This is a genomic window from Glaciimonas soli, from assembly GCF_009497155.1.
Lineage (GTDB): Bacteria > Pseudomonadota > Gammaproteobacteria > Burkholderiales > Burkholderiaceae_D > Glaciimonas > Glaciimonas soli.
In genome coordinates this window covers 171,333-198,126 of sequence record NZ_WINI01000008.1, presented here as the reverse complement: position 1 = coordinate 198,126, position 26,794 = coordinate 171,333, and the positions used below count along the sequence as shown (strand labels likewise).

Sequence of the window (26,794 nt, the reverse complement as noted above, 5' to 3'; positions counted from 1 at the left end):
AAATGGGGGGCAAAGCATGACGGCTATCTAGCGATGATGGATCATATGATCATGCGTCGCTGACAGCAGTAGAAGAGGGAGTTCGCTAACGCTTGGTGCGGAAAAGTTGTGGCAATAGCGCCGCTAAACGTGCGCGTTCGTCGCCTTGCGCGTGGTGTAAAGCTTGTTGGGGACCATGCAGAAATTTAGCGGTGAGCCCTTTGGAGAGAGCTTCAAGAACCAATTCGATGTCCTCACCTTTGGCCAGCATTTTGCGGGCGCGCTCCAACTCGATGGTACGCATCAGTTCGCCACTTTCGTGCAAGTCTTGAATCACCGGCACGACAGTGCGGTTATCAACCCAGTGCATGAAAGACTGCACCCGGGTTTCGATTATCGTTTCTGCTTGGGCGACGGCGGCCTGGCGATTTTCCATGCCGGTTTGGACTACTGATGCGAGATCATCGACCGTATATAAAAACACGTCATCGAGGCGACCGACTTCGGATTCGATATCACGCGGTACGGCGATATCGAGCATGAACATAGGTTTGTGGCGACGCGCTTTGACAGCGCGTTCGACCATACCCAAGCCGATAATTGGTAACGACGATGCCGTGCATGAAACGATGATGTCGTAATTGCCGAGCTGATCAGGTAAATCTGCAAGGCGTAGCGCATGACCATTGAAACGATGCGCCAATATTTCGGCGCGTTCTAAAGTACGATTCGCAACCGTAAGGCTCTTAGGGTTTTGAGCAGCGAAATGCGTGGCGCACAATTCAATCATTTCGCCCGCGCCAATAAACAGGACGTTTTGCTGTGCGACCGTGTCAAAAATCCGTTCTGACATGCGCACTGCCGCCGCTGCCATCGAGACGCTATGCGCACCGATTTGCGTGGTAGTACGAACTTCTTTGGCGACCGCAAAAGAGCGTTGAAATAATTGATGCAAATAGGTGCCAAGGCCGCCGGCTGCTTCTGCATGACGCACCGCATCTTTCATTTGTCCGAGAATTTGCGGTTCGCCCAACACCATGGAATCGAGGCCCGAAGCAACGCGGAATGCATGACGCACGGCGTTATCGTGCGGCAGTGTGTATAAATGCGGGCGTAGGTCAGTGTAGGAAAGCTGGTGATAGTGCGCCAGAAACTGTGCAGTGGAATCAATCGCTGCTTCCACGCCGGTCCCGTGCGCAATATCGCTGGCAGCGTAGAGTTCGGTGCGGTTGCACGTCGAGAGTATCGCTGCTTCGTCAGTATGTCCTGGATTAGGACCACGATCGTTATTGCCAAACCATGCACGCGCCGCCGCCACTGCCTGACCAATCTGATCGGCAGGGAAGGCCACCTTTTCGCGCAATGAAACAGGCGCGGTGGTGTGGTTGAGTCCGACGGCGAGTAAATGCATTTAAGAGTACTTAAAAATGAAGCAATAAGTGACAACAACGCTTCTTGATAACGCACAATTATACTCTAGCAGCGCAACAGGTAATTCAAGCCTGCATATAGCAGGTATTTATGGTTTTTTTAATAATTCAGGCAGTGAAATGACGAATTTTGTCCCTTTACCTGCTTCGCTAGTAAAGGAAATTTCTCCAAAATGCCGTTCAACGACGGTTTTGACAAAAACCAGGCCAAGGCCAATACCCTCTGATTTAGGCTGGCCAGGAGCCTGAATACGTTGGAAACGTTGAAATAATTTGGCTTGATCTGCAGCGCTGATGCCATAACCTTGATCGCTGATACAGCAAACAATATGCGGCTGCGTATTGATCAATTCATGCCGCAAGCTGCAAGTTATAGTCGTGTGCACCGGGCTATAGTTGATGGCGTTAGCAATCAGATTACACAAGGCGCGTGCCATCAATCCGCGATCGATATGGGTGATGAACTCTGCAGTGTCATCGCCATTTGGCTCAGTAGTGGCAATATCAACAAGTAGTTTGATGCCTTTGTTTTGTGCAAGTATCCACATTTCGTCAGTGGCATCAATGATCACGTCCTGAAAATCAACTTCCTCCAGCCGATATTCCTCTGATTCGGCACGCGCCAATTGCACAAAATTGTCAGCCAAGCCTAATGTTTTGCGTGATGCATGCTCGATACGAGAGAAAAATTCTTGTTGTGGTAATGCAGAAGACGCATCTCCTTGTAGTTCCAGCAAAGCCAGAATCGACGCTTGTGGAGCACGCATGTCGTGCGATAAAAAACGCAATGTTTCATCACGGCTGCGTTCGGCGGCACGAATGCTGGTGATGTCGATAATACTCACAATCCAGCCGCTTAGAACGTGGTGTGCTGAATAGCATGGCGCGCTTTTTATCAGTAAATCGTGACCATGTTGATCTTGCACCGCGAGTCCGCTCGAGAGTGCTGACTGATGGCGGGTATCGAGTAAATCGAACCAGTCGAATGTCTGCTGCGCCATTGCTTCCAGTGGTTGTGGTTGCGACATTTTGGAAAACAAATAGGGTGGCAAGGCGTTCGCTATGTCGGGTAAATCGACTGCATGAAAATAATCTTTGGCCACTTGATTGGCGATCAGCACGTGACCGTCAGTTGTCGTAATCAGAGTGGCATCGGGCAAACTGTCGAGACTATCAGAAACGAAATGACGTAAATCGCGCACCCGGCGCGCCGCGTTGCGCATTGCGTTAATTCGCTGTTCCAGCAGATCCTCGCCTTGTAATTGTGACGATGCAATCCTATGCACTTCGGGGAGCAGATGTGGTTCTTGATCAAGCAACATGAATTCATGTCCCAGATACGTGATGGCAGCTTCCAGACGACACCAACTCCATAGTGGATAAGCTAGTCCCAATGAGATCAGTGCCGCACTGGGGGCTATCCATAGGCCGTATTTCAGGGCGATATAACTGATAGCCGTGACGAGCAACATCAGCAACCCGGTCAATATTAAAGCAAGGCGCGGTGTTAAAAAGAGATAACTGATTAAAGCAATCAACAGCGGCAAGACGCTAAACAACACGGTGTACTGTGCCGATGCAATGCTGATGGTGGTGTGATCCAACAGAGAGGACAGAATATTGGCATTAATTTCTACGCCGGGCATGATGCCGGAGCTACCCGATACTGGAGTGGGGAACGCATCCGCCATGCCGATGGCAGTTGCGCCTATCAGCACGTATTTATTGTTGAAAAAGCTCCGAGGAACTTCACCTCGCAGGACAGAGATGTAGGGAACCGAACGAAAACTCCCGCGATCTCCAGAGAAGCGAATGTTCACATGATAGTCGCGCTGCCATTGATCGGACGATGATTCAGTTTGTGGCAAAGTTACTTCAGTTGAGGTTGCACCAGCAAAGGCATTGACTTGATTTTTTGCACCTTCAACGATAGGGAGAGATCCGTGTTGGTCGCGATGTTCACCGGGAAGTTGACCATCCTGATTAGTAATTTTTTGTCCGGCGATGTCTGCTAATGCGACAGCAAAATGCGGCCACCAGATGCCATTTTGGCCTTCTTTTAAAAAGATGCCACGCATGATGCCGTCACGATCCAGTTCTAAGCTGATATGGCCCAGCGCGCGCGCAGCATGCTGAAATTCTGGAATAGGCAGCAAACTGGTGACACCGGTTCCTGCCGCTGTCGTGACTATTGGCAGTACTGTCTTATTGCTGGCCGCAAGCGCCTTGGCTAAATTAATATCGCCGTCACGCAGGCCATGGTTGTCGATCGTCTCCGGCTCCGGCATGATGACATCAAGCCCGATTGCCAGAGGATGCGCTTGCATAATGTTATTGATCACCTTGGCATGATAGTCACGTGGCCAAGGCCAGCGACCTAGCTGCGAAATACTGTAGTCATCAATTCCGACAATGATGATGTCGTTGCGGGCAGGGCGCTGATCAAGTCGCATAAACTGGTCATATAGCGGTTGATCTAATTGCGCCAAGCCATTTTGATAACCAAGACAGCCTGCCAACAGTAATAAAATTGCTGTCAGTATCAGCCATTGTCGAAGCGCCACGCGTTTGGCGATTTTGATGAAGGGGCGCTTCGGCGAGGTCATTTGTTTGGCAAGTTAAAACTAAAATTTAGTAACCCGCTGGCGTGATGCCGCCACTATTGAGTAACGGTGAGCCATCACTGGTTACCCAGCGGCTGCCGAAATAAATTTTTTGTGTTGTTGAATATGGGCTGACATAACCATCAGGATCGATGGCTTTTATACGGATGAAATAAGTGCCGTTAGGTGGTCGCGGAACGGTGATTTCGGGAGTGTCCAATTCTTGCGTCAGATACAAAGTGGAAAACGCCGCGTCGCGAGCAATGTCGAGTACAAATTTCTGCCCTGGTTCACTTGGCCAACTCAGCGATAACGGTCCATCCGTAGCATCTGGCAGTTTGGGTAATTGCAGCGCAGACATGAGTTGCAAGGATTGCGGATCGCCAAAGGGACCATGGTTTGGCTTGCCATCTTTATCCGCAATCGTAGCGACGCGCCAGAAGTAATGGCCCAGGGCCAATTTCTCGGTAGAGAACTGTGTCGACGGGATTGCCGGTTCATCAATGATAGGTTGCGAGAAATGCTCATCGCTCGCCACCTGCAGATGATAAGCCTGCGCATCTGCCACTTCTGCCCAAGTGAAGGCGACCGGCGTGCCACGTGATTTTCCCTTTGGTTGCAGGGGATAAGGAGGTTCTGGTCGCGCATGCAGGGTAAAGCCATCGACTCTTGGAATGCCTTGTAAGCCTAGCTTATCAACGGCGGTGACACGCATAAAGTAACTGCCATCCGCGAGGCCGGGTATATTGAGATTTTCACTGTTGCTGCTGATCTCTGTCAGGATGTTTTGCATCTGCGGATCAGTGGCGACTTGTGCGCGGAAACTCCGCGCATCGTTGTTTGGTACGAGTTTGAAGTGTAACGTTGGACGCTCTTGCACAGCTTGGTAGTCGGCGAAATTTGGGGCTGGCAGCAATTTTACCGCTTTGCCGACAGCATGTGCGTCACTAATATTTCCTTGCCCCGGTTGCAGCGTCAGCGCGGCAGGGCGTTGTGGAAGTGCAACTGCTACGCCACCACTCAGGACTTCCGTCGCCATTTCTCCATTGTGGAAATCTACCCGAAAATCAGTGCCTCGAACACCTGCCACGGCTAGTGGCGAACGAACCTCGAAGCGCCCTTTATTTTTTTTGAGCGACGACACTTGCGACTCTATCCGCCCCTGCATCAATGTCACTTCTGTCAAAGGCGTGTTGGTATAGCGAGCAACACGCAGCACGGTCAGTTTGATTTGGCTATTAGACGGTAATGCAATGCGTGATGCATCGGATAGAGCCAAGGTAACAAAACTGTTATTGCCCGTTTCGATCCGCGCTCCTTCTTCCAGTGTTGTACCGACGGCTGCTGGTAACGCGGGGCCATTTGCGGCATTGATGTTAACGGTTCCAGACAGGGTGACGATTTTAGCGTTGCTGGGGTCTTCGTGTAATAACGACACCGGGATCACAATCGCCGTGCCAATCGGAATGGTACGATCATTACGGATGTGATTGAGTTTGGCAAGTGCAACCCAGTTGCTGCGATTTGGGGTTAGTCGTTCTGCAATGGCCATTAATGTATCGCCGGACTTAGCGCGATAGCTAATCGTGGACGGGGTAACTAGTAATGCCGTAGTGTCGATAGTGTTGGCGTTGACGACAACTGGTTCTGCAGCCTTGGCGAAGGATGTGACGGCAAACAACAGCGTATAAAACGCTGCGATTTTTAATGGTGATATTCGAAATGTTTTTGAGCCTGAAGAGCTGCGCATTTTTTCTCCTGCGCAAGTCTTTGCGCCTTATCCAGTTAGTTGTTCCAAGCGATACCCATAGCTATATACCGGCGCAAGCCTAAACCCATTTTCTGGTCGTAATTGTAACTTACTTCGTACGCGTGAGACGTGGGTATCCATGGTGCGCGATGGGATATCAACATCACGTGACCAGACCGCTTCAAGGATATAAGCACGCGACAGTGGACGCCCGAGATTGCGGAAAAACAACAATGCCAAATCAAATTCTTTTTGCGTTACTTCTATCTGTGCACCTGACAACGTCAAGCGACTAGAGCGGGTTTCAAAGACATAGTCGCCAAAAGAAATTTGCTCGCTGGCATTTTGTATTGGGTAAGCACGGCGTAACAGCGCTTGTACCCTTGCCACCAGCTCTCCTCGACGAATTGGCTTGATCATATAGTCATCGGCACCGGCAGCGAGGCCGGCAACAATATCATCTTCGCCAGAGCGGCTAGTCATAAAAAGCACCGGGACGGTCGGAGGCAGTTTAAAACGCACCCAATGCAATACTTCTGCTCCGCTAAGATCCGGTACTTGCCAATCCAGAATCAGCATATCGTAGTTTTCTCTACGTAATTGATTCAGGATTTCTTTGCCGCTTTGGAACGCATGGCATATATGACCGCTGGAAGTGAGTACCTGGCAAACCAAATCGGTTTGGCTTTGATCATCGTCAAGGACTGCAATTCTCATAGTAGATATCTTCGTTGGCGTACTGTTAAGTATTGCAGCCTGTGCGATAACGCTTACACGAAATTTTCATCTGTTTGCCGATGCATCGGTTTGGAGGCTGCGAAATTATTAAAAATGCAATTTTATAATAATTATATATCGGAAATCCGACGACCCTCAAAATTTTCACCAGTTTTGCATATTTACTTATCCCAATCTTTTTTAGGCGGCACATCACTTCGTATGCAGCCCTGGATTGGGAAACGAGACCCGAGTTTAAGCATGCAAAAGTGCCATCTATGCATCAGGTAACACTACGTTAACATCCAGCACTTCGAGGTTGCCTTGACGATCTAAAGAAATTTTGATGTCCTCCGCATTGACCTTGGTATATTTTGAAATAACCTCGATCAATTCTTTATGTAGCGCTGGCAAAAAATCATGGCCTTGGCGACCATTACGTTCGCGTGCGATGATGATTTGCAAACGCTCTTTTGCAGCAGAAGCACTTTTCGGTTTAGTGGGAAACAAAAACGAGAGCAAAGCCATATTACTTCCCTCCAAAAATGCGCGCAATGAAGCCCGGCTTTTCGTAAGTAGTGAAACGCAAAGGTACTTCTTCGCCAAGGAAGCGAGAAACTAAATCGGTATAAGCTTGCGAAACATCGCTGCCGGAAACGTGAATTGCTGGATTACCTTGATTTGATGCATGCAGCACTGTTTCCGATTCTGGAATAATGCCAACCAGCGGGATGCGTAAAATATCTTGAACATCGGTGTGAGACAACATCTCACCGGCATCCACCCGTTTGGCTGAATAGCGCGTGATGAGCAGATGTTCCTTGACTGGTTCGCCGCCATCTTTTGCACGACGTGATTTAGACTGGATGATGCCAAGAATACGGTCAGAATCGCGCACTGAAGACACTTCCGGATTGGTAACGATGATCGCTTCGTCGGCAAACGTTAACGCCATCACGGCACCGCGCTCAATACCGGCAGGGGAATCGCAAATAATGTATTCAAAATCCATCGCGGCCAAATCTTTCAACACGCGCTCTACACCTTCTTCGGTCAAGGCGTCTTTGTCGCGGGTTTGTGAAGCTGGCAAGATGAAGAGATTGTCGCAATGCTTGTCCTTGATCAGTGCTTGATTCAAGGTAGCTTCACCATTGACGACATTGATCAAGTCATACACTACACGGCGCTCGCAACCCATGATCAAATCCAGATTACGCAGGCCTACGTCAAAATCCAATACTGCTGTTTTATGGCCACGCAGTGCCAGGCCTGATGCGAAACTTGCGCTGGAAGTTGTTTTGCCAACTCCGCCTTTACCGGATGTCACAACAATGATTTTTGCCACAAAAACTCCTAATTGAGAAAGCTTTAAATGAGAAAGCTAAAATTTTGAAAATAAATTGATCGAACTGATATATAGCGCAATGCCCCGATTATGGCCGTTATTTGAGCGATAGTACGTCTATCTTGTCGCCATTTAAACGAATTTGTACAGCTTGTCCCTTCATTTCTGTAGGTAAGCCATTTTCAAAAGTACGATATACACCAGCAATTGAAACTAATTCTGGCTCCATGCTGGCCGCGAAAATACGCGCATCGGTATTGCCGCTGGCGCCGGCCAGGGCGCGGCCGCGCAATGGCGCGTACACATGAATACTGCCGTCAGCAATAATCTCGGCACCGTTATTGACCATCGCTGTAATAATTAAATCCGTCCCACGTGCATAAATGCGCTGGCCGGCACGTACCGGGGTATCAATGATCATCGCGCTAAGTGGTGCGGATGGTGGCGACGGGATTTCTGCAGCAGTAGCGATGGCAGCTTTTGCTTCAGCAGCAGCCGCAGTCGGTGCGGCGATATCGGCGCGCGGTGCGACGACGTTATCAATACTCAGCCCACTTGTAACGATGGCAGAATGGATAGATTCGGGAGCGTTGCGGACGGCTACGGCATTCAGGTGGTAATTGCGAAGTAATGCGATGAGCTCAGGCCAGACTATGCTGCCAAGATCCACATCTGTCGCACTTAAAGCGCCGACATCGATGACGGCAAATTCATTATCGAAAAAATCGGCGACACCACCGGTCATTTCTTTTAATGCCGTATCCAAAGCAGTGAGGTTTGCATCGTGGAGTATTGCGGATACTGCCACCACTGTTGCAATTTTAATTTCGATAGCCTTGCGAATTTTATTTTTTGACATGAATGAGGTAAACGAAAAAGCACGAAAGAACACAAAAAGCACGAAAGAATGCGAAACGGGTACAAAAAGTGCAAAAAACGTCAAAAAGCGAGCAGATAGGCAAATGTGAAATCTAATATTAGGGGTGATCTTACCAAATCCTGGCGAGATCGCAAGAAAAGTGATCTGCGATGGGGCGATTTGCGGGTGGAAGGTGAGGGAGAGTGGCGCGTATGCAGGTCGAAACGTAGTACGCTGTTCCGACCTGCTTTATCAGACTTTTTCGGAACCTGATGCGCACAAGGTTTCGAAAAAAGGTTGATTAATTTGCTGAGCTGATTTTTTCCGGTTTTTCCGTGGATGTCATTTTGAAAATCGCCGTGGCATTACCGCTGTCGAATTTCAGATCAAGGACTTTCTCACCGAGAGGATTATTAGGGTTAATAATCGCATCACGCGAAATAAATTCATAAAATGAACCCGGCACACGTCGCACTACGCAGCCTTTTTCTGTTCGAAATACACGCTCGACTTCCGCCGCACGATAAGCCGTTTGACGCATGGTGCCCCGGGCTGCCACTTCGATATTGGGTTTGATTGAACGGCCAAGCGCCTTTTGCTCTTCAGCTAACGCAGATAAATCCGGGACGCGATCAGTAACATGATTAAACGCATTACCTTCGGTGGATATCCACGCCATTTCTTGCGATTCTTTAAGTAAAATTTCGTAATCATCTAAAGTCGGAATCGCATGCTGGCGATCGAAGGAACGTACTAACGATTGCAACAAAAATACGGCAGCATCAAATTCCAATGTTTGCGCTTCTTGTAACTGCTGTAGCAGCGCCAAAGCAGTTATATCCAAGGGATCATGCGATGTGGCGACCACGCGGGAAGCTGCTTGCTGGAATGCAGGAGAAAACTGGTCGACATGCAATTCGCTCACGAAAAATTGCGGCATTTGTTCTGGAAAATCGGCATGAAAGTAAGCGCGCCCAGTCATTTTTAAACGCGGCAGTGGATACACTTCATTCAATTGATAACCCAACGGTGCGAGGAAGCGTGTGATGGCCGTTTCTCCGATGGGAAGCTGTCCGGACTGCGGTATATGCACCGTGCGAACCGCACCGTGATCGAAAAAAACTTTTCGTCCGCTATGCATAGCATCTTCGGTATACGCTTTTCCTTCGGGCACCCGTTCGAGCAAGTCGCGGAACAGCATCACATTGAGCGCGTAGGCAATTTCAGCACGGGTGACTTGATGATTGTTTACATCATCTTTCTTCGTGCTGAGTTGCACTGGAATATGCATGAGTCGTAGCATTCTGAAAGTTTCAATACGACCCAGGCAGGCTACCAAAAGTGATTCAAGAGAGTTCATGGATAGGTGATCGGTTAGATTTATTTGAATAACGAGATTAAGTGAGATTAAGTAAGATCAAGCCATCATTTTGAAAATGCTTTCGTCGTTCCCGCGAACGCGGGAATCCATCTTATGTAACTTGGATCCCCGCATTCGGGAGAGTGACGGCGTTATTTTTCAAATCGATTATTTGGTATTACTTACACAGTAAAAAGTAAATTATTCAGAGATCAGCCACACATTTGCAAGTGAATTGTTTTAATAGTGCTGTCGATCCGCTAATAACGCATATCAAAAATCAAATCGCGCTGCGATCAATCCGATTGCTCAAAATGATCGAGGTTGATGTTTGCCGCACACCTTCAATTGCACCAATTTGATCCAGCAAGCGATCTAGCGTGCCGGTCGATTGACATCGCAAAGTTAACATATAGTCCACCATCCCACTGACCGCGCACAGGGTTTCCACTTCCGGCATTTTTTGCAGCATTTTGATCAACGTGGCGGCGTTTCCCGGATTCATGGAAATACCCACATATGCCCGTACTGCGGGCTGATACAAAGTGTGATTGAGACGCACGCCGTAACCCGCAATCACGCCCATTTTTTCCAGATTGGCAATGCGTGCAATCGCGGTGGTGCGGGCGATGCCGACTTGCTTGGCAATAGTGGCCATTGGCAAGCGCGCATCGTCCATTAACAGCGCCAGGATTTTATTGTCAATTTCATCAAGTTCTTGTTTCATGATGTCGTTTTGTATTTTATGTTGGTCGATATGTATTGTTACTACACAGTATGACGATAACTTGCTATCTATCAACTGACAACACTTACTTTTACAATATTTATTAGCGGCTTTATTAGCTATTTTGAAAATACACGAATCACATCAAACATCACACGAGACAAGTAACAAAATGAAAACCAAACTAATTCTGCTAGGCGCTGGAAAAATCGGCGACGCCATCCTCAATTTGCTCTCTCATACTGGCGATTACGAGATTACCGTTGCTGACCGCGATCCTGAGCGCCTGCAATACGTTAGACAAGCCGCCTTTCCGCATGTCAAAGTGGTTGCCGCGGATATTTCCGATGCAGCTACCGTCACGCATTTGATTGAAGGTCATCAGGTGACATTGTCGGCTTGTCCTTACTTCCTCACACACGTGATAGCCACCGCTGCGAAAAAAGCGAAATCACATTATTTTGATTTAACGGAAGATGTCGCCAGCACGCGTGTAGTCAAGCAATTAGCCGAAGATGCAAGCACTGCATTTGTGCCGCAATGTGGTTTGGCGCCAGGGTTTATTTCTATCGTCGCCAACGATGTTGCCAGTCGTTTCGAACAATTGCGCGATATTCAAATGCGCGTCGGCGCGTTGCCAACCTATCCTAGCAATGCGCTCAAATACAATCTGACGTGGAGTACCGATGGTTTGATCAATGAGTATTGCAACCCTTGCGAAGCCATTGTTGACGGCACTTTGCGTGAAACTTCAGCGCTGGAAGAGATAGAGCATTTTTCGCTCGATGGTATTAATTATGAAGCGTTTAATACGTCAGGCGGGTTAGGTACTTTGTGCGAAAGTCTGGCAGGAAAAGTACATAATCTGAATTACAAAACCGTGCGCTATCCTGGTCATCGCGATATCGTTAAAGTGTTGGTGCGCGATTTGCAACTGGGACAATTAGAGCGTCGTCACATTCTCAAAGAAGTGATGGAAACGGCAATTCCGATCACCAAGCAAGATGTCGTACTGGTGTTTGTCACGGTCAGCGGGATACGCGATGGTCGCCTGGAACAAGAAACCTACGCCAAGAAAATTTACAGTCAAAAGGTGAACGGTCAACTGCTATCGGCCATTCAACTGACCACAGCGTCAGGTATTTGCACCATGGTAGATTTAGTGGTGCAAGGGAAGTTGCCGCAGCGTGGTTTGGTGCGGCAGGAAGAGGCGAAGCTGGCAGATTTCCTGGCAAATCGTTTTGGTCGTTATTACGCAGCTTAAGGGCATGTTGTAGGATGTCGGTAGCGTAGGTCGGAAGACGCTACGCTTTTACGACTTACTTCATTCTGTTTTATGTAAGCCTTATTTTTGAAAAAATTGAGTGAGACAAAAGCATGCACAACATTGCAGATGTACTAAATAAATTAGGCGTTGATCTGACACCTTACAAAGGTGACGGGATCATCAGCCACACACCAATCACGGGTACGGTTTTGGCCAATTTACGCGCAGAACAACCAGCACAGGTGGCAGAAAAAGTCGCTCGTGCTCAGAGCGCTTTTGCGCAATGGCGCAATGTTCCCGCGCCACGACGTGGTGAGTTAGTTCGCTTGTTCGGTGAAGAATTACGCGCCAATAAGGACGCGCTAGGCCAATTGGTCACAATGGAGAGCGGAAAAATTCTGCAAGAAGGTTTGGGCGAAGTCCAAGAGATGATCGACATCTGTGATTTCGCAGTTGGTTTGTCGCGTCAGTTATATGGCTTGACGATTGCATCCGAGCGTCCTGGTCATCGCATGATGGAATCATGGCATCCGCTGGGCGTGGTTGGCGTGATCTCTGCATTTAATTTTCCGGTTGCTGTATGGGCATGGAATGCTGCGTTGGCTTTCGTTTGCGGTAACAGCGTTATGTGGAAGCCGTCAGAAAAAACGCCACTGACCGCGATTGCGGTTCACGCTTTATTTGTGAAAGCGTTGACACGTTTCGGTAGTGATGCACCTGAAGGTCTGGCCCAATTAGTGATAGGCGATAGCGCATGTGGCGCCGCAATGGTCGATGACGCCCGGGTTGCTTTGATCAGTGCCACTGGCAGTACCAAAATGGGACGTGCTGTTGCCAGCCGTTGCGCGCAGCGCTTAGCCCGCACTATTTTGGAACTGGGCGGTAACAATGCGATGATCGTCGCACCAAGTGCGGATCTGGAGATGGCCGTGCGTGCGATTGTTTTCTCAGCGGTAGGCACTGCCGGACAGCGCTGCACCAGCTTACGTCGTTTGTTTGTACATGACAGTGTGTATGACGCATTGGTGCCGCGATTGAAAAAAATCTACGGCACTTTAGCTATCGGTAATCCGCTCGAAAAAAATACCTTGGTTGGGCCATTGATTGATGCGCAAGCGTTTGCAGCGATGCAGCAGTCGTTGACATCGGCGCGAGACGAGGGCGGTAAAGTATTTGGCGGTGAGCGTCAGCAAATGACAGATTGCTCAGATGCGTATTACGTGCATCCGGCATTGGTGGAAATGCCGACGCAAAGCCAGATCATGCATCACGAAACTTTTGCTCCGATTTTGTATATCGTACGTTATCAAACGCTGGAACAAGCGATTAATCTCAATAACGCGGTACCGCAAGGTTTATCGTCCAGCATCTTCACCACCGATTTACGTGAAGCAGAAACTTTCCTTTCAGCCAGCGGCAGCGATTGTGGTATTGCCAACGTCAACATCGGCCCTAGCGGTGCAGAGATTGGTGGTGCATTCGGCGGTGAAAAAGAAACTGGCGGCGGACGAGAGTCAGGTTCTGATGCATGGAAGGGCTATATGCGACGTGCGACCAATACGATTAATTACAGCGCATCCTTACCATTAGCGCAGGGAATTAGTTTTACGATTTGATGGTGTGTCATGCAATGTCAGCTCCCGCAGACATTATTTAAAGCGCCGCCTCGTTTTTCGAGGTGGCGCTTTTTTTATTGCAGCGTAGTTTGCAATACAGTTTATTTAACGACTACGGTACCGCGCATCTTCGCTTCAAAATGCCCTGGTTCCAGGCAAGCGAAATCAAATGTGCCGGCCTGATCGAACGTGCGAACCAATTCACCGGATTGGCCAGGTGAAACTGAAACCTGATTCGGCTCGTTATGTTGCATGTGTGGCGTTTGCATCATCATCGCTGCATGCTCTTTCAGTTCTTTGATATCACCAAAGACTAATTCATGTTTGATCTGACCAGAGTTCTTGACGATAAATTTGATCGTTTCACCGCGTTTGACCGAAATGGTTGAGGGGGTAAAACGCATGGTGTCGGTCATATCGATTGTGATGGTGCGTGTTGCGACAGGCGTGTTGTCGGTATGCTGTCCCATTTTATGCGACATATTGCCGTCCGCGATGGCGTAACCGGTAACAGTGGACAGTATTAAGGTTGATGCAAAGAGAATCGATTTCATGCTTATCTTTCAATTAAAAAACATATTACAGATACAAGCTATGCGCGAACATAGTATCTAGAGATGCGAAATTTAAATGAAGAAAGTGTGTGGAGGGCGTTCGATCCCATCAGGGAAGTGCGTAGTGAAATGGACTTCTAACGTTGAGGATGGAATTGAATCTGCGGCGCGAGCAAGCGCATCTGGCGCCGAAGGTGGTGCCATTGCGGCGCTCAAACAGAACGCCGCACAGAGTTGGCATTGCGCGTCGGCATGGTGAGAACTGTTTAGCGGATTTTTTTCCAAAGACTGATGGGAATGTTTGCTTTCGTTTTGAACTGCGGCTGGTTGCGCGTGATTTCCCTGAGCGCCAGTCACATTGTCACCACATTGCACGGTCGTCGTGTAGCGATGATGGCTACTTTCGCAACCCAACATGCTGGCCGCAGCAAAGCCTTGCACCGGCAATGCAAATGCCAAAAGCCATATCAGTATGATGTTGAGGTAACGAAGCATGGACGCATTATAAATGATGCAGTGTATAGACCGTTATCGTAACGATGACATGCCAGATGCCATGTATTGCAACATCTTATTTGCACCAATTGACAGTTTGCGGCCGGTGCGCGTGATCAGATGCGCTTCAGCATTTTCCAGAATCGGTTGCTCGATCGGAATCGCAAACAGCTCACCCGCTTCAAGCTCGCTTCTGACAACGAAGGCTGGAAGGAAAGTCACGCCCAGTTGCAGCTTCACATATTGCCGCAGTATATAGAACGAGTTTGTTGTCAGATGCGGTGTCAGTCTGATTTTTTCGGTTTGTTCAACTAGTTGAAGTATTTGCCGCATTCCAAACGTAGGATGATTGAGTGCCAGCGGATAATCCAGAAATTCGGTGATCTTGACCGGCTCCTTTCTTCCTAGCAAGGGGAAGTCTGGCCCAACAATCGCAAGTATCGGTTGCTTGCTAATCTTGCGCGACACAATCTTGGTGTCCGGCGGAGGATTCATTATCAGGCCAATTTCTGCCTCATCTTCGCAGACTCTCTGCATCACCTCGTTGGTTCCCGCCACATCAAGGACGATGGAAATATCACTGTAATTCGAACCCAGTTTGGCCAGCGGTCCGGCCATTAAATCCGAAACAAATCCTTCGCCCAACGCAATTCGAACAGTGCCTCTGCGCAGGCCTCTCAGTTCCTGCAACTGGGACAGAAGATCATCTTGATGAGCGCGCTGTTCGCGAAAATACGCAAGCAAGAGCCTTCCTGCTTCAGTCGGTTTGACGCCACGTGTATGACGCTCAATGAGCGGAATGGCCAGCTCCTGTTCCAGCAACGCGATTTGCCGGCTTACTGCCGAAGGCGCGATACTCAACGCGTCTGCGGCCGCCCGCATGGTGCCGCGCTGTATCGATTCGAACAGATAAATGATGCGCGCTTCGTTGACTGTTTCATACATATTGTCGACTTTCGTGTTCTAAAAATCAGAACGGATATTGTTATCCAGTGATGTTGATTATAGATCGGAATGGATGCATGATCGCCTTCGCACAGCCAGGCTGATGCATTCTTTTGCGGTAAAAAAGGAGACAAGATGAACAACTATAAAACAATAAGCAACTATAAAACGACGAGCACCAATGACAGTTTTGGCTTTGTGAAGCTGTATATTTTCGCAGCGATAATCATTGTTATTGCCGAATTGATTGGTTCCTTCACCTTCAACATCGGGCCCGGCAAGATTGTGTTGTTGCCGATGATTTGGGCGCTATTGATAGGCGCTGCGCTTGGCTTGGCAAAAAATCGCCTGCCGGCACCATTGCGTATCGAAACCAGCATGCAATTTAATGCGGCAATGATACTGCAGCCGGCACTACTACTTTTCGTTGCAAAACTTGGCCTGTTAGTGGGGTCGTCGTTACCGCAGATTGTCGCAACGGGATGGGCACTGGTGTTTCAGGAATTCGGGCATTTCGTCGGTACGATCCTGTTTGGCTTGCCGTTAGCGTTGCTATTGGGAATCAAGCGTGAAGCCATCGGTGCGACATTTTCCGTGGGGCGCGAACCTAGCCTTGCCATCATTGGCGAAAAGTACGGCATGGACTCTCCTGAGGGACGCGGCGTGCTGGCTGAATATCTGACCGGCACGGTATTCGGCGCGGTGTTCATTGCCATTTTTGCAGGTTTTATTGCCAGTCTAAATATCTTCGATCCGATCGCTTTGGCGATGGGATCCGGCGTTGGCTCTGGCAGCATGATGGCCGCCGCCTCTGGCGCGATCGCTGCGCAACAGACGCCGGAAATCGCTAAACAAGTCATGACGTTCGCAGCGGCCAGCAATCTCATTACAACCACTATCGGCACCTACTTCACGCTGTTTATCTCGTTGCCGATGGCGGTCTGGGGTTATCGCATCATGGAGCCGATTCTGGGCAGAAGATCTTCTTCAACGACGCAGCCGGAAGAAGCGAAAGTGGAACATGTCGTAAATCACAACGCTGCTTTAGGTCCGACAGGGATAATCTGCGCCTGGGTATTGTCGGCTGGTCTGGCAATGATTGGCGACTGGATCGCGCGCGGCAGCAATCCAATTGATTCGATTCCCGGGATGGTGATCGTCTTGATCGCGGTACTGGTCGGCGTGTTGCTGAACCACGCTACGGGCAAGAAAATCCCTGCAGTATGTTGGGTATCGTTGATAGCGATGGCTTTGACTTCCCCAATATGCCCATGGGCGGATCAGATCAATGTACTGACCGGGAAGATCAATTTCCTGGCCCTTATCACGCCAATGCTCACCTTCGCTGGCTTGTCGATCGCCAAGGATATTCCGGCATTCCGCCGACTGGGATGGAGAATCGTCGTCGTTTCGTTCGCCGCGAACGCGGGAACGTTCCTCGGCGCAACCTTAATTGCGCAGTTTTTCAAACATTAAAAACGCAAGAAAGCAAAATTTTGCGGACATGGTCCGCACAGTTACACGTTAGAAAGGTAAGTGATGTCTATTGATAAAAACCTGGTCGCCGAAATGACTAAATGGCGCCATACGTTACATGCATGCCCGGAGATGGCATTCGAGGAAGTGTCGACCGCCAGGTTAGTCGCAACGGTAATGCGCGCAAACGGCATTACGGTGCAGGAAGGCGTTGGCCGTACTGGCGTCGTCGGTACATTGACAAGAGGAGATGGGCCTAAGATTGGTTTGCGCGCCGATATGGATGCGCTGCCATTACTGGAAAAAAATGCGTTCGCGCATAAGTCCCAACATGACGGCAAGATGCATGCGTGTGGACATGACGGACACACCGCGATGCTACTCGGCGCTGCGGTCGCATTGAGTCAGAATAAGGAGTGGCAGGGTACGATCAATTTCATCTTTCAACCAGCAGAAGAGGCCGCTGGCGGTGGTCGCGCAATGGTTGAAGATGGCCTGTTTGAGCGATTCCCGTGCGACATGGTATTCGGTCTGCACAACTGGCCAGGACTGCCGTTAGGGCGCTTTGCGATCAACCATGGCCCGATGATGGCGTCCTTTGACACCTTCGAAATTCAGATTCAGGGTCAAGGCGGTCATGCGGCGATGCCAGAGAAATCCATCGACTCTCTCGTCTGCGCCAGTCATCTGGTGCTAGCGTTGCAAACCATCGTCAGCCGCCGCCTGCCGCCGCAAGAAACTGCAGTGGTCAGTGTCACGCAAATACACGGTGGAGAAGCCTGGAATGTCTTGCCCGATAACGCGATAATCAGAGGTACGGTGCGTTGCTTTTCAATGGTGACACAACGCCGTATCCATGAACTGCTGGTCGAACTCAGTGAAGGCACCGCCAAGACGCACGGCGCAACGGCAACTGTTGCATACAATTACGCGTATCCGGCGACCATCAACACCGCTGCCGAAACAGATATCGCGATTCTCGCGGCAACCGCAACCGTGGGCGAAGATAAAGTTAACTGGGACTGCGTTCCGTCAATGGCATCGGAAGATTTTGCTTTCATGTTGAATGCCAAACCCGGAGCGTATATCTGGATGGGTGTGGACCGCGATACATCGGTGCCTTTACACAACCCGCATTATGATTTCAATGACGATGCGTTGGCGATCGGCGCCGCATACTGGGTCGAACTGGTGCGCACTACGATGCGCGGATCTGCAGCGTAAATGTCAGCCATACCTTAATCGCTGCGTCGGAATTCTGTCCGCTTATTCCTGCCAAGCGTCTATCAAAGCTGCGAAACAAAAATGGGTTAGTGCCAATTACGGCGCTAACCCATTTTTGTTTTGGTGGTTCGGGCAGGGCACGTTAACTGCCGAAACACCTAAATAATTGATTTACATAGGTGTATCTGGGAATTTTTCTACTAACAGGCATTGTGGTAGCGTATTTGATAATTTAATACTTAATTGTTATTTTATCGAAAGTAGTACAAATACCAACCCATTCACAATCTGCGCTTGAGACTTAATTCGGTCTAAAATTAGTCCTCGCTCAAATTCAACCGAGGCCTGATCATTAAATTTTCCACTCAGGTAAAGCCCATCAGCTATCTCAAAAGTCACGCTGCCGAAATTATCAAAGACGTCACGGAAAATCGTGAGCCTATGCTGATTACACAAAATGGTGAAGCCAAGCTAGTCGTCATGGACGTGAAGAGCTTTGAAGAACAAGAAGAAACGCTGGCACTACTAAAAATACTGGCGCTCGGTAATCGTGAAATTGAACAAGGCAAGTATCGTGATGCTGAGGAGGTGTTTGCCGATTTGGACACGGCAGATCATTGAAGGGTTTCAGTGTCGTCGTACTAGATTCGGCAGAGCAGGGCCTGAAAGAACTCAGGACCTACATACTCAAAAACTTTTCTATAGACACCTGGCGCATTAGCTACGCCAATATAAAAGAAGCGATCCGGAATCTGCAAAATTTACCACAAACAGCTTTCATTCCAGAAGAGGTTGAGAAATTGAATCTCACCCAATACAGACAGATTTTGTCTGGAATGAATCGCATCATTTATGAAGTCCGGCAAGACGTCATTTATATTCATATCGTTGTCGACGCACGGCGCGATATGAGTGCGCTGCTGACGCGGAGATTATTGCGAATCAATTAAAAAGAATCGCAAATAGGCAACATCATCATTTTCACCAAAACCAGCAATTAAAAAATTAGGACACTACTCAGTGCTATGCGAGTTTGCGACAAATGCGTGGAGGCCAACGGAAATAGCAGGCTGAAATGAAAAAAGCAGCGCTACCAAAAGGTAGGGCTGCTTCATCAAGTACATCTAATTTGGTGGCCCGGGGCGGAATCGAACCACCGACACAAGGATTTTCAATCCTCTGCTCTACCGACTGAGCTACCAGGCCAAGGAGCGAGATTATAGCAAGATATTTTTAGTTCGCAACCCCCTTACGCAAATTTTTTTAAATTAAGTTTATTTATTAGTTTATTTCTTGGTCTGCTGGGCAATATTGGCCGGCTCGCGACAGATTCGAAGAAGTCTCCTGTAGTCGTTATAATGTTGCCATGAACGATATCAAATCACCTCAAAAACCGCTGTCAGGCGGCAGCAATGCTGATTCTGCGGCTGCGCAAAATACGCAAAATAATATTATTCATTACGATATTTGTATCGTTGGGAATGGTGCTGTCGGTAAAACGGCGGCATTGGGACTGGCGCAAGCTGGATTACGGGTTGTGTTGTTGGGAGCGCCGCCCTTATCTGATAGGAGCAATCGCAGCGCTGTGGATCAGTCTGCCTGGGATACGCGGGTTTATGCTTTGAACCATGTTGCGCGTGCGTTGTTGTCGTCGCTCAAAGTCTGGGATGCGTTGGATGACGCGCGCGTGACGGCGGTGGACAGTATGCAGGTCAAAGGCGGCGTCGCAGAGAATGCCGGTAGTGTGGGTTTTGATGCATTTAGTGCACGTACCGATGCGTTGGCATGGATAATTGAAGATCGCAATCTTAACCAGGCGCTGGATGCTGCCTTGAAATTTGCGCAGAATGTGCGCGTGATCAATGGTCGTGCACGGCAAATGGACATTTCTGCCGATATGGCAACTCTGCATTTAGAGGATGGCACTGTGTTGAAGTCAACACTGCTGATTGGTGCAGACGGAGCGCAATCTTGGGTACGTAATCAGTGCGATATCGGCATAGATTATCGTTCTTACTATCAACGTGCGATCGTGGCGAATTTTTCTACTGAGCGCCCGCATCACGGTATTGCGCATCAATGGTTTACAGAAAATGAAGGTATCGTCGCTTTGCTGCCATTGGCAGGGCAGCGCGTATCGCTGGTCTGGTCTGCGCCTAATGCGCTCGCTGACACGTTATTAAGCGAGTCTTTGACGCAATGTGCAGAGCGGCTGACCGCGTTGGCTGGTGGCGTTTTAGGCCAGTTACTACCATTGCAACCAGAGGCTGTACAAAGTTTCCCCTTATCCTTTATTCGCAGTCATGCCTTGGTTGCGCCTCGGGTTGCTTTAATTGGTGACGCTGCGCATGTGGTTCACCCTTTGGCAGGACATGGGATGAACCTCGGCTTTGGAGATGTAGCCGTTTTGATTAAAGTGTTAAGCGATGCAATGCGCGAACGGCAACGTGATTGTGGCGATGTCAAAGTGTTGGCGCGTTATGCGCGGGCACGGAAAGAAGAAATTGCCACAATGCAAATTGCGACCGATGGCTTGGCGCGCTTGTTTGACGCCGATCTTCCGCCAATCCCGGGGTTGAGGGCAGCACGGAACTTTGGATTGAACTTGCTGGATAAGTTGCCGGTCTTAAAGCGGAGGATGATTAGCCACGCTTTGGGACGATCATACGAGCAAATAAACGAAAAAAACTAATGGGAATAGGAATGTCAAAATTAAAAGTCGTATTACTAGCGGCGGTGCTGGGATTGTTCTCCACCGCTGTGATGGCGGAGACGCCACAAGAAACTGCCGTAAAAAAGCTGATAGAGCCGCGCTTGGGTGACGGTGCTAAAGTGGATCAGGTGACTAAGACGCCTTATTCCGGTTTGTACGAAGTGCGTATCGGCAACGATATTGTGTACACCGATGAGAAGGCGAAATACATATTTGTCGGACGTATTCTGGATTCGAAAAGCGCGCGCGATTTCACCAGAGAGCGTCTCGATGAAGTGAATAAAGTGAAATTTACAGATTTGCCGCTGGATTTGGCAATGAAGACAGTTAAAGGCAATGGCAAGCGTGTGATTGCTGTGTTTGAAGACCCAAATTGCGGCTATTGCAAAAAATTCCGTAAGACCGTCGAAGACATGGATAACATTACTGTTTACGTTTTCATGTACAACATTCTGGCACCTGACTCAGCGACCAAGTCCAAAGATATCTGGTGTAGTGCAGACAAAAACAAAGCCTGGAATGACTGGATGGCGAACGGTAAACTGCCTCCATCTTCGGCTGCTAGTTGTGTCTCGCCTAATGACAAAGTTTATGCGCTAGGCAAAAAGCTGAATGTCACCGGAACACCTACGATCATCTTCGCTGACGGTTCACGTATTCCTGGCTATGTCGATGTAAATACACTCGAAGAAAAACTGGCCACCATCAAGTAAAAAAGTGCTTAGTGTGACTCCACAAATTAATCGTTCGCATCAAATCGTCGGCATTTTATTGTCGGCAGGGCGTGGTCGACGTTTTGATGCGAGTGGCACCCAAAATAAATTGCTGCAGATTTTGCCGGATGGCGTAAGCGTCCTCGCGAAATCTGCGGCAATTTTGTCGTCAGCATTGCCAGTGTGTGTGGTTGCCCGGGAAGTGGTGCCAGAATTTATCTCCGAATGTGTAGCTTGCGAGATAGTGCAATGCATCGCTGCGGATCAAGGCATGGCAGCGTCGTTGGTGTGCGGATTACAACATGCTGCCACTGCTGCAGGCTGGGTGATTGCATTGGCTGACATGCCTTTTGTCAAAGAGACTACCGTACAATCATTGATCACAGCCTTGCAACAGGGAGCAGACATTGCGGTGCCAACTTACAACGGGCGGCGCGGCAATCCAGTCGGGTTCAGTCGCCACCATCTGGCGCGGTTATTACAACTTCAAGGGGATCAAGGTGCGCGCAGTTTGTTGCGTGAATTTCCTGTAGTGGAAGTGAGGGTAAATGATATTGGCATCTTGCTGGATATCGATACCGTCTCTGATTTACCACAGTCCTAGCCTTTAGCTTGTTTTTTGAGTAATCCACATCACGACAATTCACCACAACGCTAGCAGTTTGTGACGATCTGGTTACACTATCGCCTTTTACGCCGCCATCCATACTCATGAATCCACATTTTTTGAATCAACGTCTCATCCGTATTTTGGGCTATGTCGGTCTGATTCCCTTCGTTTTATTGACGATGGCCTGTTGGCTGGGCAGCCCTGATTGGGTCAGCGAGTTTATTCATGGCGAGATGGCGTATGGTGTAGCCGCCTTGTCGTTTTTGGGTGGGATTCATTGGGGCGCGATGGTCTTGCGCTCTGACTTGTCTGCTGAGCGCACGAGAAAGGCGCTGATCTGGGGTGTGATGCCTACCGTTATTGCCTGGTGTTCAACATTGTTTTTTGCTTATGGATTCCCATTGTTGATGCTTGGTTTTGTCGCCGCGTACCAAGTCGATAAGCGCTTGTTTGTCTGGTACGGCTTACCTACATGGTTTACCGAATTGCGCTACCGTTTAACCTGCATTTCTGTTGGTGCAATGGTCTTGTCCATGATTGCTGCTGTTGTGAGAGGAAATTTCAATGCCTAAATCTATATCTAAAAAAGCGCTTGCCAAACGCATCCCATCTACTCGCATTGCACCCATGAGCATGCCTAAAGAAGAAAGCCATCACTACAGCATCATTGCAGCTGATCCAGCTGCGCATTTATTTGCGGTCACCCTGGTGATAGACGCGCCAGCCGCAGTAGGACAAATCGTCGCCTTGCCGGCCTGGATACCCGGCAGTTACATGATTCGAGAATTTGCGCGGAATATCGTGCAAATCCGGGCAGTGTGCAATGGTCATGCGATTGCATTAAAAAAACTCGACAAGCATTCCTGGCAAGCCGCACCATGCGACGGCCCTTTGACATTGCATTATCAAGTGTATGCATGGGATCTGTCGGTGCGTGCCGCCCATTTGGATCAGACGCATGCGTTCTTTAATGGCACCAGTGTCTTTTTGCGCGTAGTAGGACAAGAAAATGTGCCGCATGTTGTTGATATTCAGCGTCCGCAAGGCGAGGCCTATGATGCATGGCGTATTGCTACGGCATTGCCAACATTGAAGGCAAAGCGCGCCGGTTTTGGTACTTACGTCGCCAGCAACTATGACGAGTTGATTGATCATCCGGTTGAGATCGGCACCTTCCAGTTAGCCAGCTTTAAGGCGCATGGCGTACCGCATGAAGTCGCCATCACTGGCAATGTGCCGAATCTGGATTTGCCGCGACTATGCGAAGATCTGAAGAAAATTTGTGAAACGCAGATTGCATTTTTTGAGCCAGCAGGCAGTAAGTTTGCCAAGCAAGCGCCGATGCAAGGTTATTTATTTATGACACTGGCCGTCGGTGATGGTTATGGTGGCCTGGAGCATCGTGCCTCAACTGCATTGATTTGCGCCCGCGCTGATTTGCCGGTAAAAGGGCAGAAAGAAATCACTGATGGCTATCGCAAATTCCTCGGTCTTTGTAGTCATGAATATTTCCATACCTGGAATGTTAAGCGGATTAAGCCAGCGAACTTCGCACCGTACGATTTGCAGGTCGAAAATTACACACCGTTGCTGTGGTTGTTTGAAGGCTTCACCAGCTATTACGATGATTTGATGTTGTTCCGTAGTGGCTTGATCAGCCAGGATGATTATTTGGCATTGGTGACGCAAGTTGTTAATGGCGTATTGCTGGGTAGCGGCCGCCGCAAACAAAGCGTCGCAGAATCGAGTTTTGACGCTTGGACTAAGTATTATCGTCAAGATGAAAATGCACCGAATTCCATCATCAGCTATTACACCAAAGGTTCGCTGATCGCATTGGCGCTCGACTTGACGATACGGTCGGAAACCAAAAATAAAAAATCGCTGGATGACGTGATGCGTGCTTTATGGCGCGAATATGGCCGTGATTTTTATGCAGGCACTGCAGTCAGTGGTCGCGGTATCAGCGAAGCAGCGGTCGAGGCACTGTTTGACAGTGTCACAGGACTTAAATTGAAGCGCTTCTTTGATCGATATGTGCGTGGCACAGAAGACTTGCCACTAGCACGTCTGCTAACGCCGTTGGGCGTTACGCTGGCAGATCAACGCAAAGAAGCCAAGCCAAGTCTAGGCGCGCGCACCAGTATGGCTGGTGGCGACTGTAAAGTAACCAACGTGTATGAAGGCGGTGCTGCGCATCGTGCCGGACTATCGGCAGGCGATGTCTTGGCGGCACTCGACGGCATTCGCGTGACCAATAATCTGGACGTTATTTTGAAGCGCTATCGTGTGGGTGATAGCGTCACCATTCATGCCTTCCGCCGTGATGAGTTGCTGACTTTTAGCGTGAAATTGTTGGCTGATACAACGCCACAATTGAAGCTGGAAGCAGAGGCAAAACCTGCTGCTGCAGTTTCACAACGTACAGCATGGTTGGATGGTCGTGGTAATCGCTGATCTGCGCCGTTAAGAATTTCATCGTCCTCGCGAAAGTGAGGATGATGATTATGGTTGCAGGTTAGGTTTCTGACTTTAGGCCAGACCAGCGTGGCGTCAGCGTATGTGGGACCGCATACAGATCAAGTACGCGACCGATGGTGTGATCTATCATTTCTTCTATGCTTTGCGGGCGATGATAAAAGCCGGGCAGCGGTGGGAAAATAATCCCGCCCATTTCGGTCACACTAGTCATGTTGCGCAAATGCGCCAGATTGAACGGCGTTTCGCGCACCATAAGCACCAATCGACGACGTTCTTTGAGAACCACATCAGCAGCACGCGCAATCAAATTATCGGATAAGCCGTTCGCCACCGATGCCAATGTTTTCATTGAACACGGCGCAACTATCATGCCGTCCGATTGAAACGATCCGCTCGCAATAGATGCGCCAACATCGCGTACGTTATGCACAACATCGGCTAGCGCTTCCACATCTTTGCGCCGCATATCCAGTTCTTGATGCAAATTCAGTACGCCAGCATCGGAAATCATCAAGTGCGATTCAATCTCCGGCAAGTCACGCAAAATCTGTAATAAGCGCACACCATAAGCAACACCCGTCGCGCCAGTGATCGCGATGATTAAGCGACGAGGGTGATGACTTAATAGAGACATTAAGATTGTGGCGTCAAAACAGCTTTTAATTCGCCCGATTTATCCATCTCATCCATGATGTCGGAGCCGCCGATAAATTCACCGTTGACATACAGTTGTGGAATGGTCGGCCAGTTGGAGTAATCTTTAATCCCTTGGCGTACTTCCGGGTCGTCCAGCACATTAATGGTGGCAATATTTTGCGCACCATTGGCTTTTAGCAACTGAATTGCCTTGCTAGAAAAGCCACATTGTGGGAATTGGGCAGTGCCTTTCATGAATAAAACAACAGAATTATTTGTCACTGTCTCTTTGATCCACGTTTGTACGTCACTCATAGCTTTACCTTTGCCTTAATGATTTAGTGGACTTACGAAAACTGCCCCAGCAGCGTTATGCCTACTTGCCGTACGGCCTGCGTACGACGGGTTGCAAACTCGTTGCCGGGACACCTGCATAAGTCCTGATTTGGAATATCGCCATTATAGCGCTTTTGACGATCAGGCGAAGTTCATGTACAATCACAGGTTCCCCAGATTTCCGCTTAAGTTTTTATTAACTTGGCTAGATATAAGCTGTTAATTCAAGTGTTGATTTGGCAAGAAAAATTTATTCAATCATTTCGATGAGGTTTCATATGTACGCGGTCATAAAAACCGGTGGCAAACAATATAAAGTTGTAGCCGGCGAAAAACTTAAAATAGAACAGATACCTGCAGACATTGGCACCGAACTCACAATTGATCAAGTGCTCGCAGTGGGCGCTGGTGACACCATTAAATTTGGTGCACCATTGGTCGAAGGTGCTACGGTGTCGGTTAAGGTATTGGCGCAAGGTCGCCACGATAAAGTCAAGATCTTCAAAATGCGTCGTCGTAAGCATTATCAGAAGCATCAAGGCCATCGTCAAAATTACACCGAAATTCAAATCGTTTCGATCAACGGTTAATTCCGTTTCGACTTAACCAGGAGCTAATAAAATGGCACACAAAAAAGGCGGCGGCACCACGCGCAACGGCCGTGACTCAGAGTCAAAACGACTCGGCGTTAAAGTTTACGGCGGTCAAGTTATCAATGCTGGCGGCATCATCATTCGCCAACGTGGTACTAAGACACATCCAGGCGTTAACGTCGGCATGGGCAAAGATCACACTTTGTTCGCGTTGATCGACGGTAAAGTGCAATTCGTTACAAAAGGCGCGTTAAACCGTAGCTACGTTACAGTTGTAGCGGCTTAAGTTTTACTTTCGCTGATAAAAAGGCTCTGCCATAGGTAGAGCCTTTTTAGTTTCTGCTGGACGCCTTGATAAAGTTACG

Annotated in this window: 27 protein-coding genes and 1 tRNA gene; 13 read left to right on the top strand and 15 right to left on the bottom strand. The window is 48.9% G+C overall.

Annotated elements, in window-relative coordinates; translation table 11 throughout:
• Window positions 1-85: 85 nt before the first annotated feature.
• From hemA to GEV47_RS16280, 9 genes are all read right to left on the bottom strand, one after another.
• Window positions 86-1,390, bottom strand: coding sequence for a glutamyl-tRNA reductase (gene hemA / locus GEV47_RS16320; protein WP_153235839.1), 1,305 nt, complete (start codon window positions 1,388-1,390; stop codon window positions 86-88).
• Between the two features lie 108 nt (window positions 1,391-1,498).
• On the bottom strand, window positions 1,499-4,015 hold the full coding sequence (locus GEV47_RS16315; RefSeq protein ID WP_153235838.1) for a CHASE2 domain-containing protein: 2,517 nt from the start codon (window positions 4,013-4,015) through the stop codon (window positions 1,499-1,501).
• Window positions 4,016-4,040: 25 nt separating this feature from the next.
• Window positions 4,041-5,762 (bottom strand): FecR domain-containing protein, encoded by a 1,722-nt coding sequence (locus GEV47_RS16310; RefSeq protein ID WP_153235837.1) that lies wholly within the window; start codon window positions 5,760-5,762, stop codon window positions 4,041-4,043.
• Between the two features lie 27 nt (window positions 5,763-5,789).
• Window positions 5,790-6,479, bottom strand: a complete 690-nt coding sequence (locus GEV47_RS16305) for a response regulator transcription factor (protein WP_153235836.1) — start codon at window positions 6,477-6,479, stop codon at window positions 5,790-5,792.
• A 276-nt stretch (window positions 6,480-6,755) separates the two neighbouring features.
• On the bottom strand, window positions 6,756-7,007 hold the full coding sequence (gene minE, locus GEV47_RS16300) for a cell division topological specificity factor MinE (protein WP_153235835.1): 252 nt from the start codon (window positions 7,005-7,007) through the stop codon (window positions 6,756-6,758).
• A gap of 1 nt (window position 7,008) precedes the next feature.
• A complete protein-coding gene (gene minD, locus GEV47_RS16295; protein WP_322741675.1) occupies window positions 7,009-7,824 on the bottom strand; it encodes a septum site-determining protein MinD in 816 nt (271 codons plus the stop codon).
• A 97-nt stretch (window positions 7,825-7,921) separates the two neighbouring features.
• A complete protein-coding gene (gene minC / locus GEV47_RS16290; RefSeq protein WP_153235834.1) occupies window positions 7,922-8,683 on the bottom strand; it encodes a septum site-determining protein MinC in 762 nt (253 codons plus the stop codon).
• A 301-nt stretch (window positions 8,684-8,984) separates the two neighbouring features.
• Window positions 8,985-10,043 carry a DUF1338 domain-containing protein gene (locus GEV47_RS16285; protein WP_153235833.1) on the bottom strand — a complete coding sequence of 353 codons (1,059 nt, stop codon included), beginning with the start codon at window positions 10,041-10,043 and terminating at the stop codon, window positions 8,985-8,987.
• Window positions 10,044-10,323: 280 nt separating this feature from the next.
• The gene (locus tag GEV47_RS16280; protein WP_153235832.1) at window positions 10,324-10,770 is read right to left on the bottom strand and encodes an Lrp/AsnC family transcriptional regulator; all 447 of its coding nucleotides are present in this window, start codon (window positions 10,768-10,770) and stop codon (window positions 10,324-10,326) included.
• A gap of 172 nt (window positions 10,771-10,942) precedes the next feature.
• Here GEV47_RS16280 and GEV47_RS16275 point away from each other — a divergent pair, with 172 nt between their 5' ends.
• Complete coding sequence (locus GEV47_RS16275; protein ID WP_153235831.1) at window positions 10,943-12,034, top strand: saccharopine dehydrogenase family protein; 1,092 nt, start codon at window positions 10,943-10,945, stop codon at window positions 12,032-12,034.
• A gap of 113 nt (window positions 12,035-12,147) precedes the next feature.
• Entirely contained in the window at window positions 12,148-13,653 is a 1,506-nt protein-coding gene (amaB, locus tag GEV47_RS16270; RefSeq protein WP_153235830.1) for an L-piperidine-6-carboxylate dehydrogenase, read from the top strand.
• 101 nt (window positions 13,654-13,754) lie between these two features.
• Here the strand turns inward: amaB and GEV47_RS16265 are convergent, their stop codons facing one another.
• The 3 genes from GEV47_RS16265 to GEV47_RS16255 all read right to left on the bottom strand — a co-directional run bounded on the left by GEV47_RS16265 (window position 13,755) and on the right by GEV47_RS16255 (window position 15,647).
• A complete protein-coding gene (locus GEV47_RS16265) occupies window positions 13,755-14,207 on the bottom strand; it encodes a cupredoxin domain-containing protein (RefSeq protein ID WP_153235829.1) in 453 nt (150 codons plus the stop codon).
• 72 nt (window positions 14,208-14,279) lie between these two features.
• Window positions 14,280-14,702, bottom strand: a complete 423-nt coding sequence (locus GEV47_RS16260; protein ID WP_153235828.1) for a hypothetical protein — start codon at window positions 14,700-14,702, stop codon at window positions 14,280-14,282.
• A gap of 33 nt (window positions 14,703-14,735) precedes the next feature.
• Window positions 14,736-15,647, bottom strand: a complete 912-nt coding sequence (locus tag GEV47_RS16255) for a LysR family transcriptional regulator (protein WP_153235827.1) — start codon at window positions 15,645-15,647, stop codon at window positions 14,736-14,738.
• A 135-nt stretch (window positions 15,648-15,782) separates the two neighbouring features.
• On the opposite strand from GEV47_RS16255, the gene GEV47_RS16250 reads away from it, so the two are divergent.
• The 4 genes from GEV47_RS16250 (at window position 15,783) to GEV47_RS16235 (ending at window position 19,297) form a co-directional block, all read left to right on the top strand.
• The gene (locus GEV47_RS16250) at window positions 15,783-17,123 is read left to right on the top strand and encodes a DUF3100 domain-containing protein (protein WP_153235826.1); all 1,341 of its coding nucleotides are present in this window, start codon (window positions 15,783-15,785) and stop codon (window positions 17,121-17,123) included.
• A gap of 63 nt (window positions 17,124-17,186) precedes the next feature.
• Complete coding sequence (locus GEV47_RS16245) at window positions 17,187-18,347, top strand: M20 aminoacylase family protein (RefSeq protein ID WP_153235825.1); 1,161 nt, start codon at window positions 17,187-17,189, stop codon at window positions 18,345-18,347.
• A 351-nt stretch (window positions 18,348-18,698) separates the two neighbouring features.
• Window positions 18,699-18,968: a type II toxin-antitoxin system Phd/YefM family antitoxin gene (locus GEV47_RS16240; RefSeq protein ID WP_322741681.1), complete on the top strand. Its 270-nt coding sequence runs from the start codon at window positions 18,699-18,701 to the stop codon at window positions 18,966-18,968.
• Window positions 18,965-19,297, top strand: a complete 333-nt coding sequence (locus tag GEV47_RS16235) for a type II toxin-antitoxin system RelE/ParE family toxin (RefSeq protein WP_153235823.1) — start codon at window positions 18,965-18,967, stop codon at window positions 19,295-19,297. The genes GEV47_RS16240 and GEV47_RS16235 overlap by 4 nt, the downstream gene beginning before the upstream one ends.
• A 180-nt stretch (window positions 19,298-19,477) precedes the next feature.
• Here the strand turns inward: GEV47_RS16235 and GEV47_RS16230 are convergent.
• A tRNA-Phe gene (locus GEV47_RS16230) sits at window positions 19,478-19,553 on the bottom strand.
• A gap of 160 nt (window positions 19,554-19,713) precedes the next feature.
• Here GEV47_RS16230 and GEV47_RS16225 point away from each other — a divergent pair.
• From GEV47_RS16225 to GEV47_RS16205, 5 genes are all read left to right on the top strand, one after another.
• Window positions 19,714-21,039 carry an FAD-dependent monooxygenase gene (locus GEV47_RS16225; protein ID WP_153235822.1) on the top strand — a complete coding sequence of 442 codons (1,326 nt, stop codon included), beginning with the start codon at window positions 19,714-19,716 and terminating at the stop codon, window positions 21,037-21,039.
• Window positions 21,040-21,050: 11 nt separating this feature from the next.
• Complete coding sequence (locus tag GEV47_RS16220; RefSeq protein ID WP_153235821.1) at window positions 21,051-21,773, top strand: DsbC family protein; 723 nt, start codon at window positions 21,051-21,053, stop codon at window positions 21,771-21,773.
• Between the two features lie 13 nt (window positions 21,774-21,786).
• Window positions 21,787-22,377 (top strand): nucleotidyltransferase family protein, encoded by a 591-nt coding sequence (locus GEV47_RS16215; protein ID WP_322741674.1) that lies wholly within the window; start codon window positions 21,787-21,789, stop codon window positions 22,375-22,377.
• Between the two features lie 107 nt (window positions 22,378-22,484).
• A complete protein-coding gene (locus tag GEV47_RS16210) occupies window positions 22,485-22,955 on the top strand; it encodes a DUF3429 domain-containing protein (protein ID WP_153235820.1) in 471 nt (156 codons plus the stop codon).
• A gap of 61 nt (window positions 22,956-23,016) precedes the next feature.
• The gene (locus GEV47_RS16205) at window positions 23,017-24,840 is read left to right on the top strand and encodes a M61 family metallopeptidase (RefSeq protein ID WP_228124767.1); all 1,824 of its coding nucleotides are present in this window, start codon (window positions 23,017-23,019) and stop codon (window positions 24,838-24,840) included.
• Window positions 24,841-24,901: 61 nt separating this feature from the next.
• Here GEV47_RS16205 and GEV47_RS16200 read toward each other — a convergent pair whose 3' ends face one another.
• Both GEV47_RS16200 and grxD read right to left on the bottom strand, forming a co-directional pair.
• Window positions 24,902-25,498: a UbiX family flavin prenyltransferase gene (locus GEV47_RS16200; protein WP_153235818.1), complete on the bottom strand. Its 597-nt coding sequence runs from the start codon at window positions 25,496-25,498 to the stop codon at window positions 24,902-24,904.
• Window positions 25,498-25,815, bottom strand: a complete 318-nt coding sequence (gene grxD, locus GEV47_RS16195; protein WP_153235817.1) for a Grx4 family monothiol glutaredoxin — start codon at window positions 25,813-25,815, stop codon at window positions 25,498-25,500. The genes GEV47_RS16200 and grxD overlap by 1 nt, the downstream gene beginning before the upstream one ends.
• Window positions 25,816-26,114: 299 nt before the next feature.
• Between grxD and rplU the strand changes: the two genes are divergently transcribed.
• Both rplU and rpmA read left to right on the top strand, forming a co-directional pair.
• Window positions 26,115-26,426 carry a 50S ribosomal protein L21 gene (rplU, locus tag GEV47_RS16190; RefSeq protein WP_153235816.1) on the top strand — a complete coding sequence of 104 codons (312 nt, stop codon included), beginning with the start codon at window positions 26,115-26,117 and terminating at the stop codon, window positions 26,424-26,426.
• Window positions 26,427-26,457: 31 nt separating this feature from the next.
• Window positions 26,458-26,715: a 50S ribosomal protein L27 gene (gene rpmA / locus GEV47_RS16185; protein ID WP_153235815.1), complete on the top strand. Its 258-nt coding sequence runs from the start codon at window positions 26,458-26,460 to the stop codon at window positions 26,713-26,715.
• Window positions 26,716-26,794: the final 79 nt, after the last annotated feature.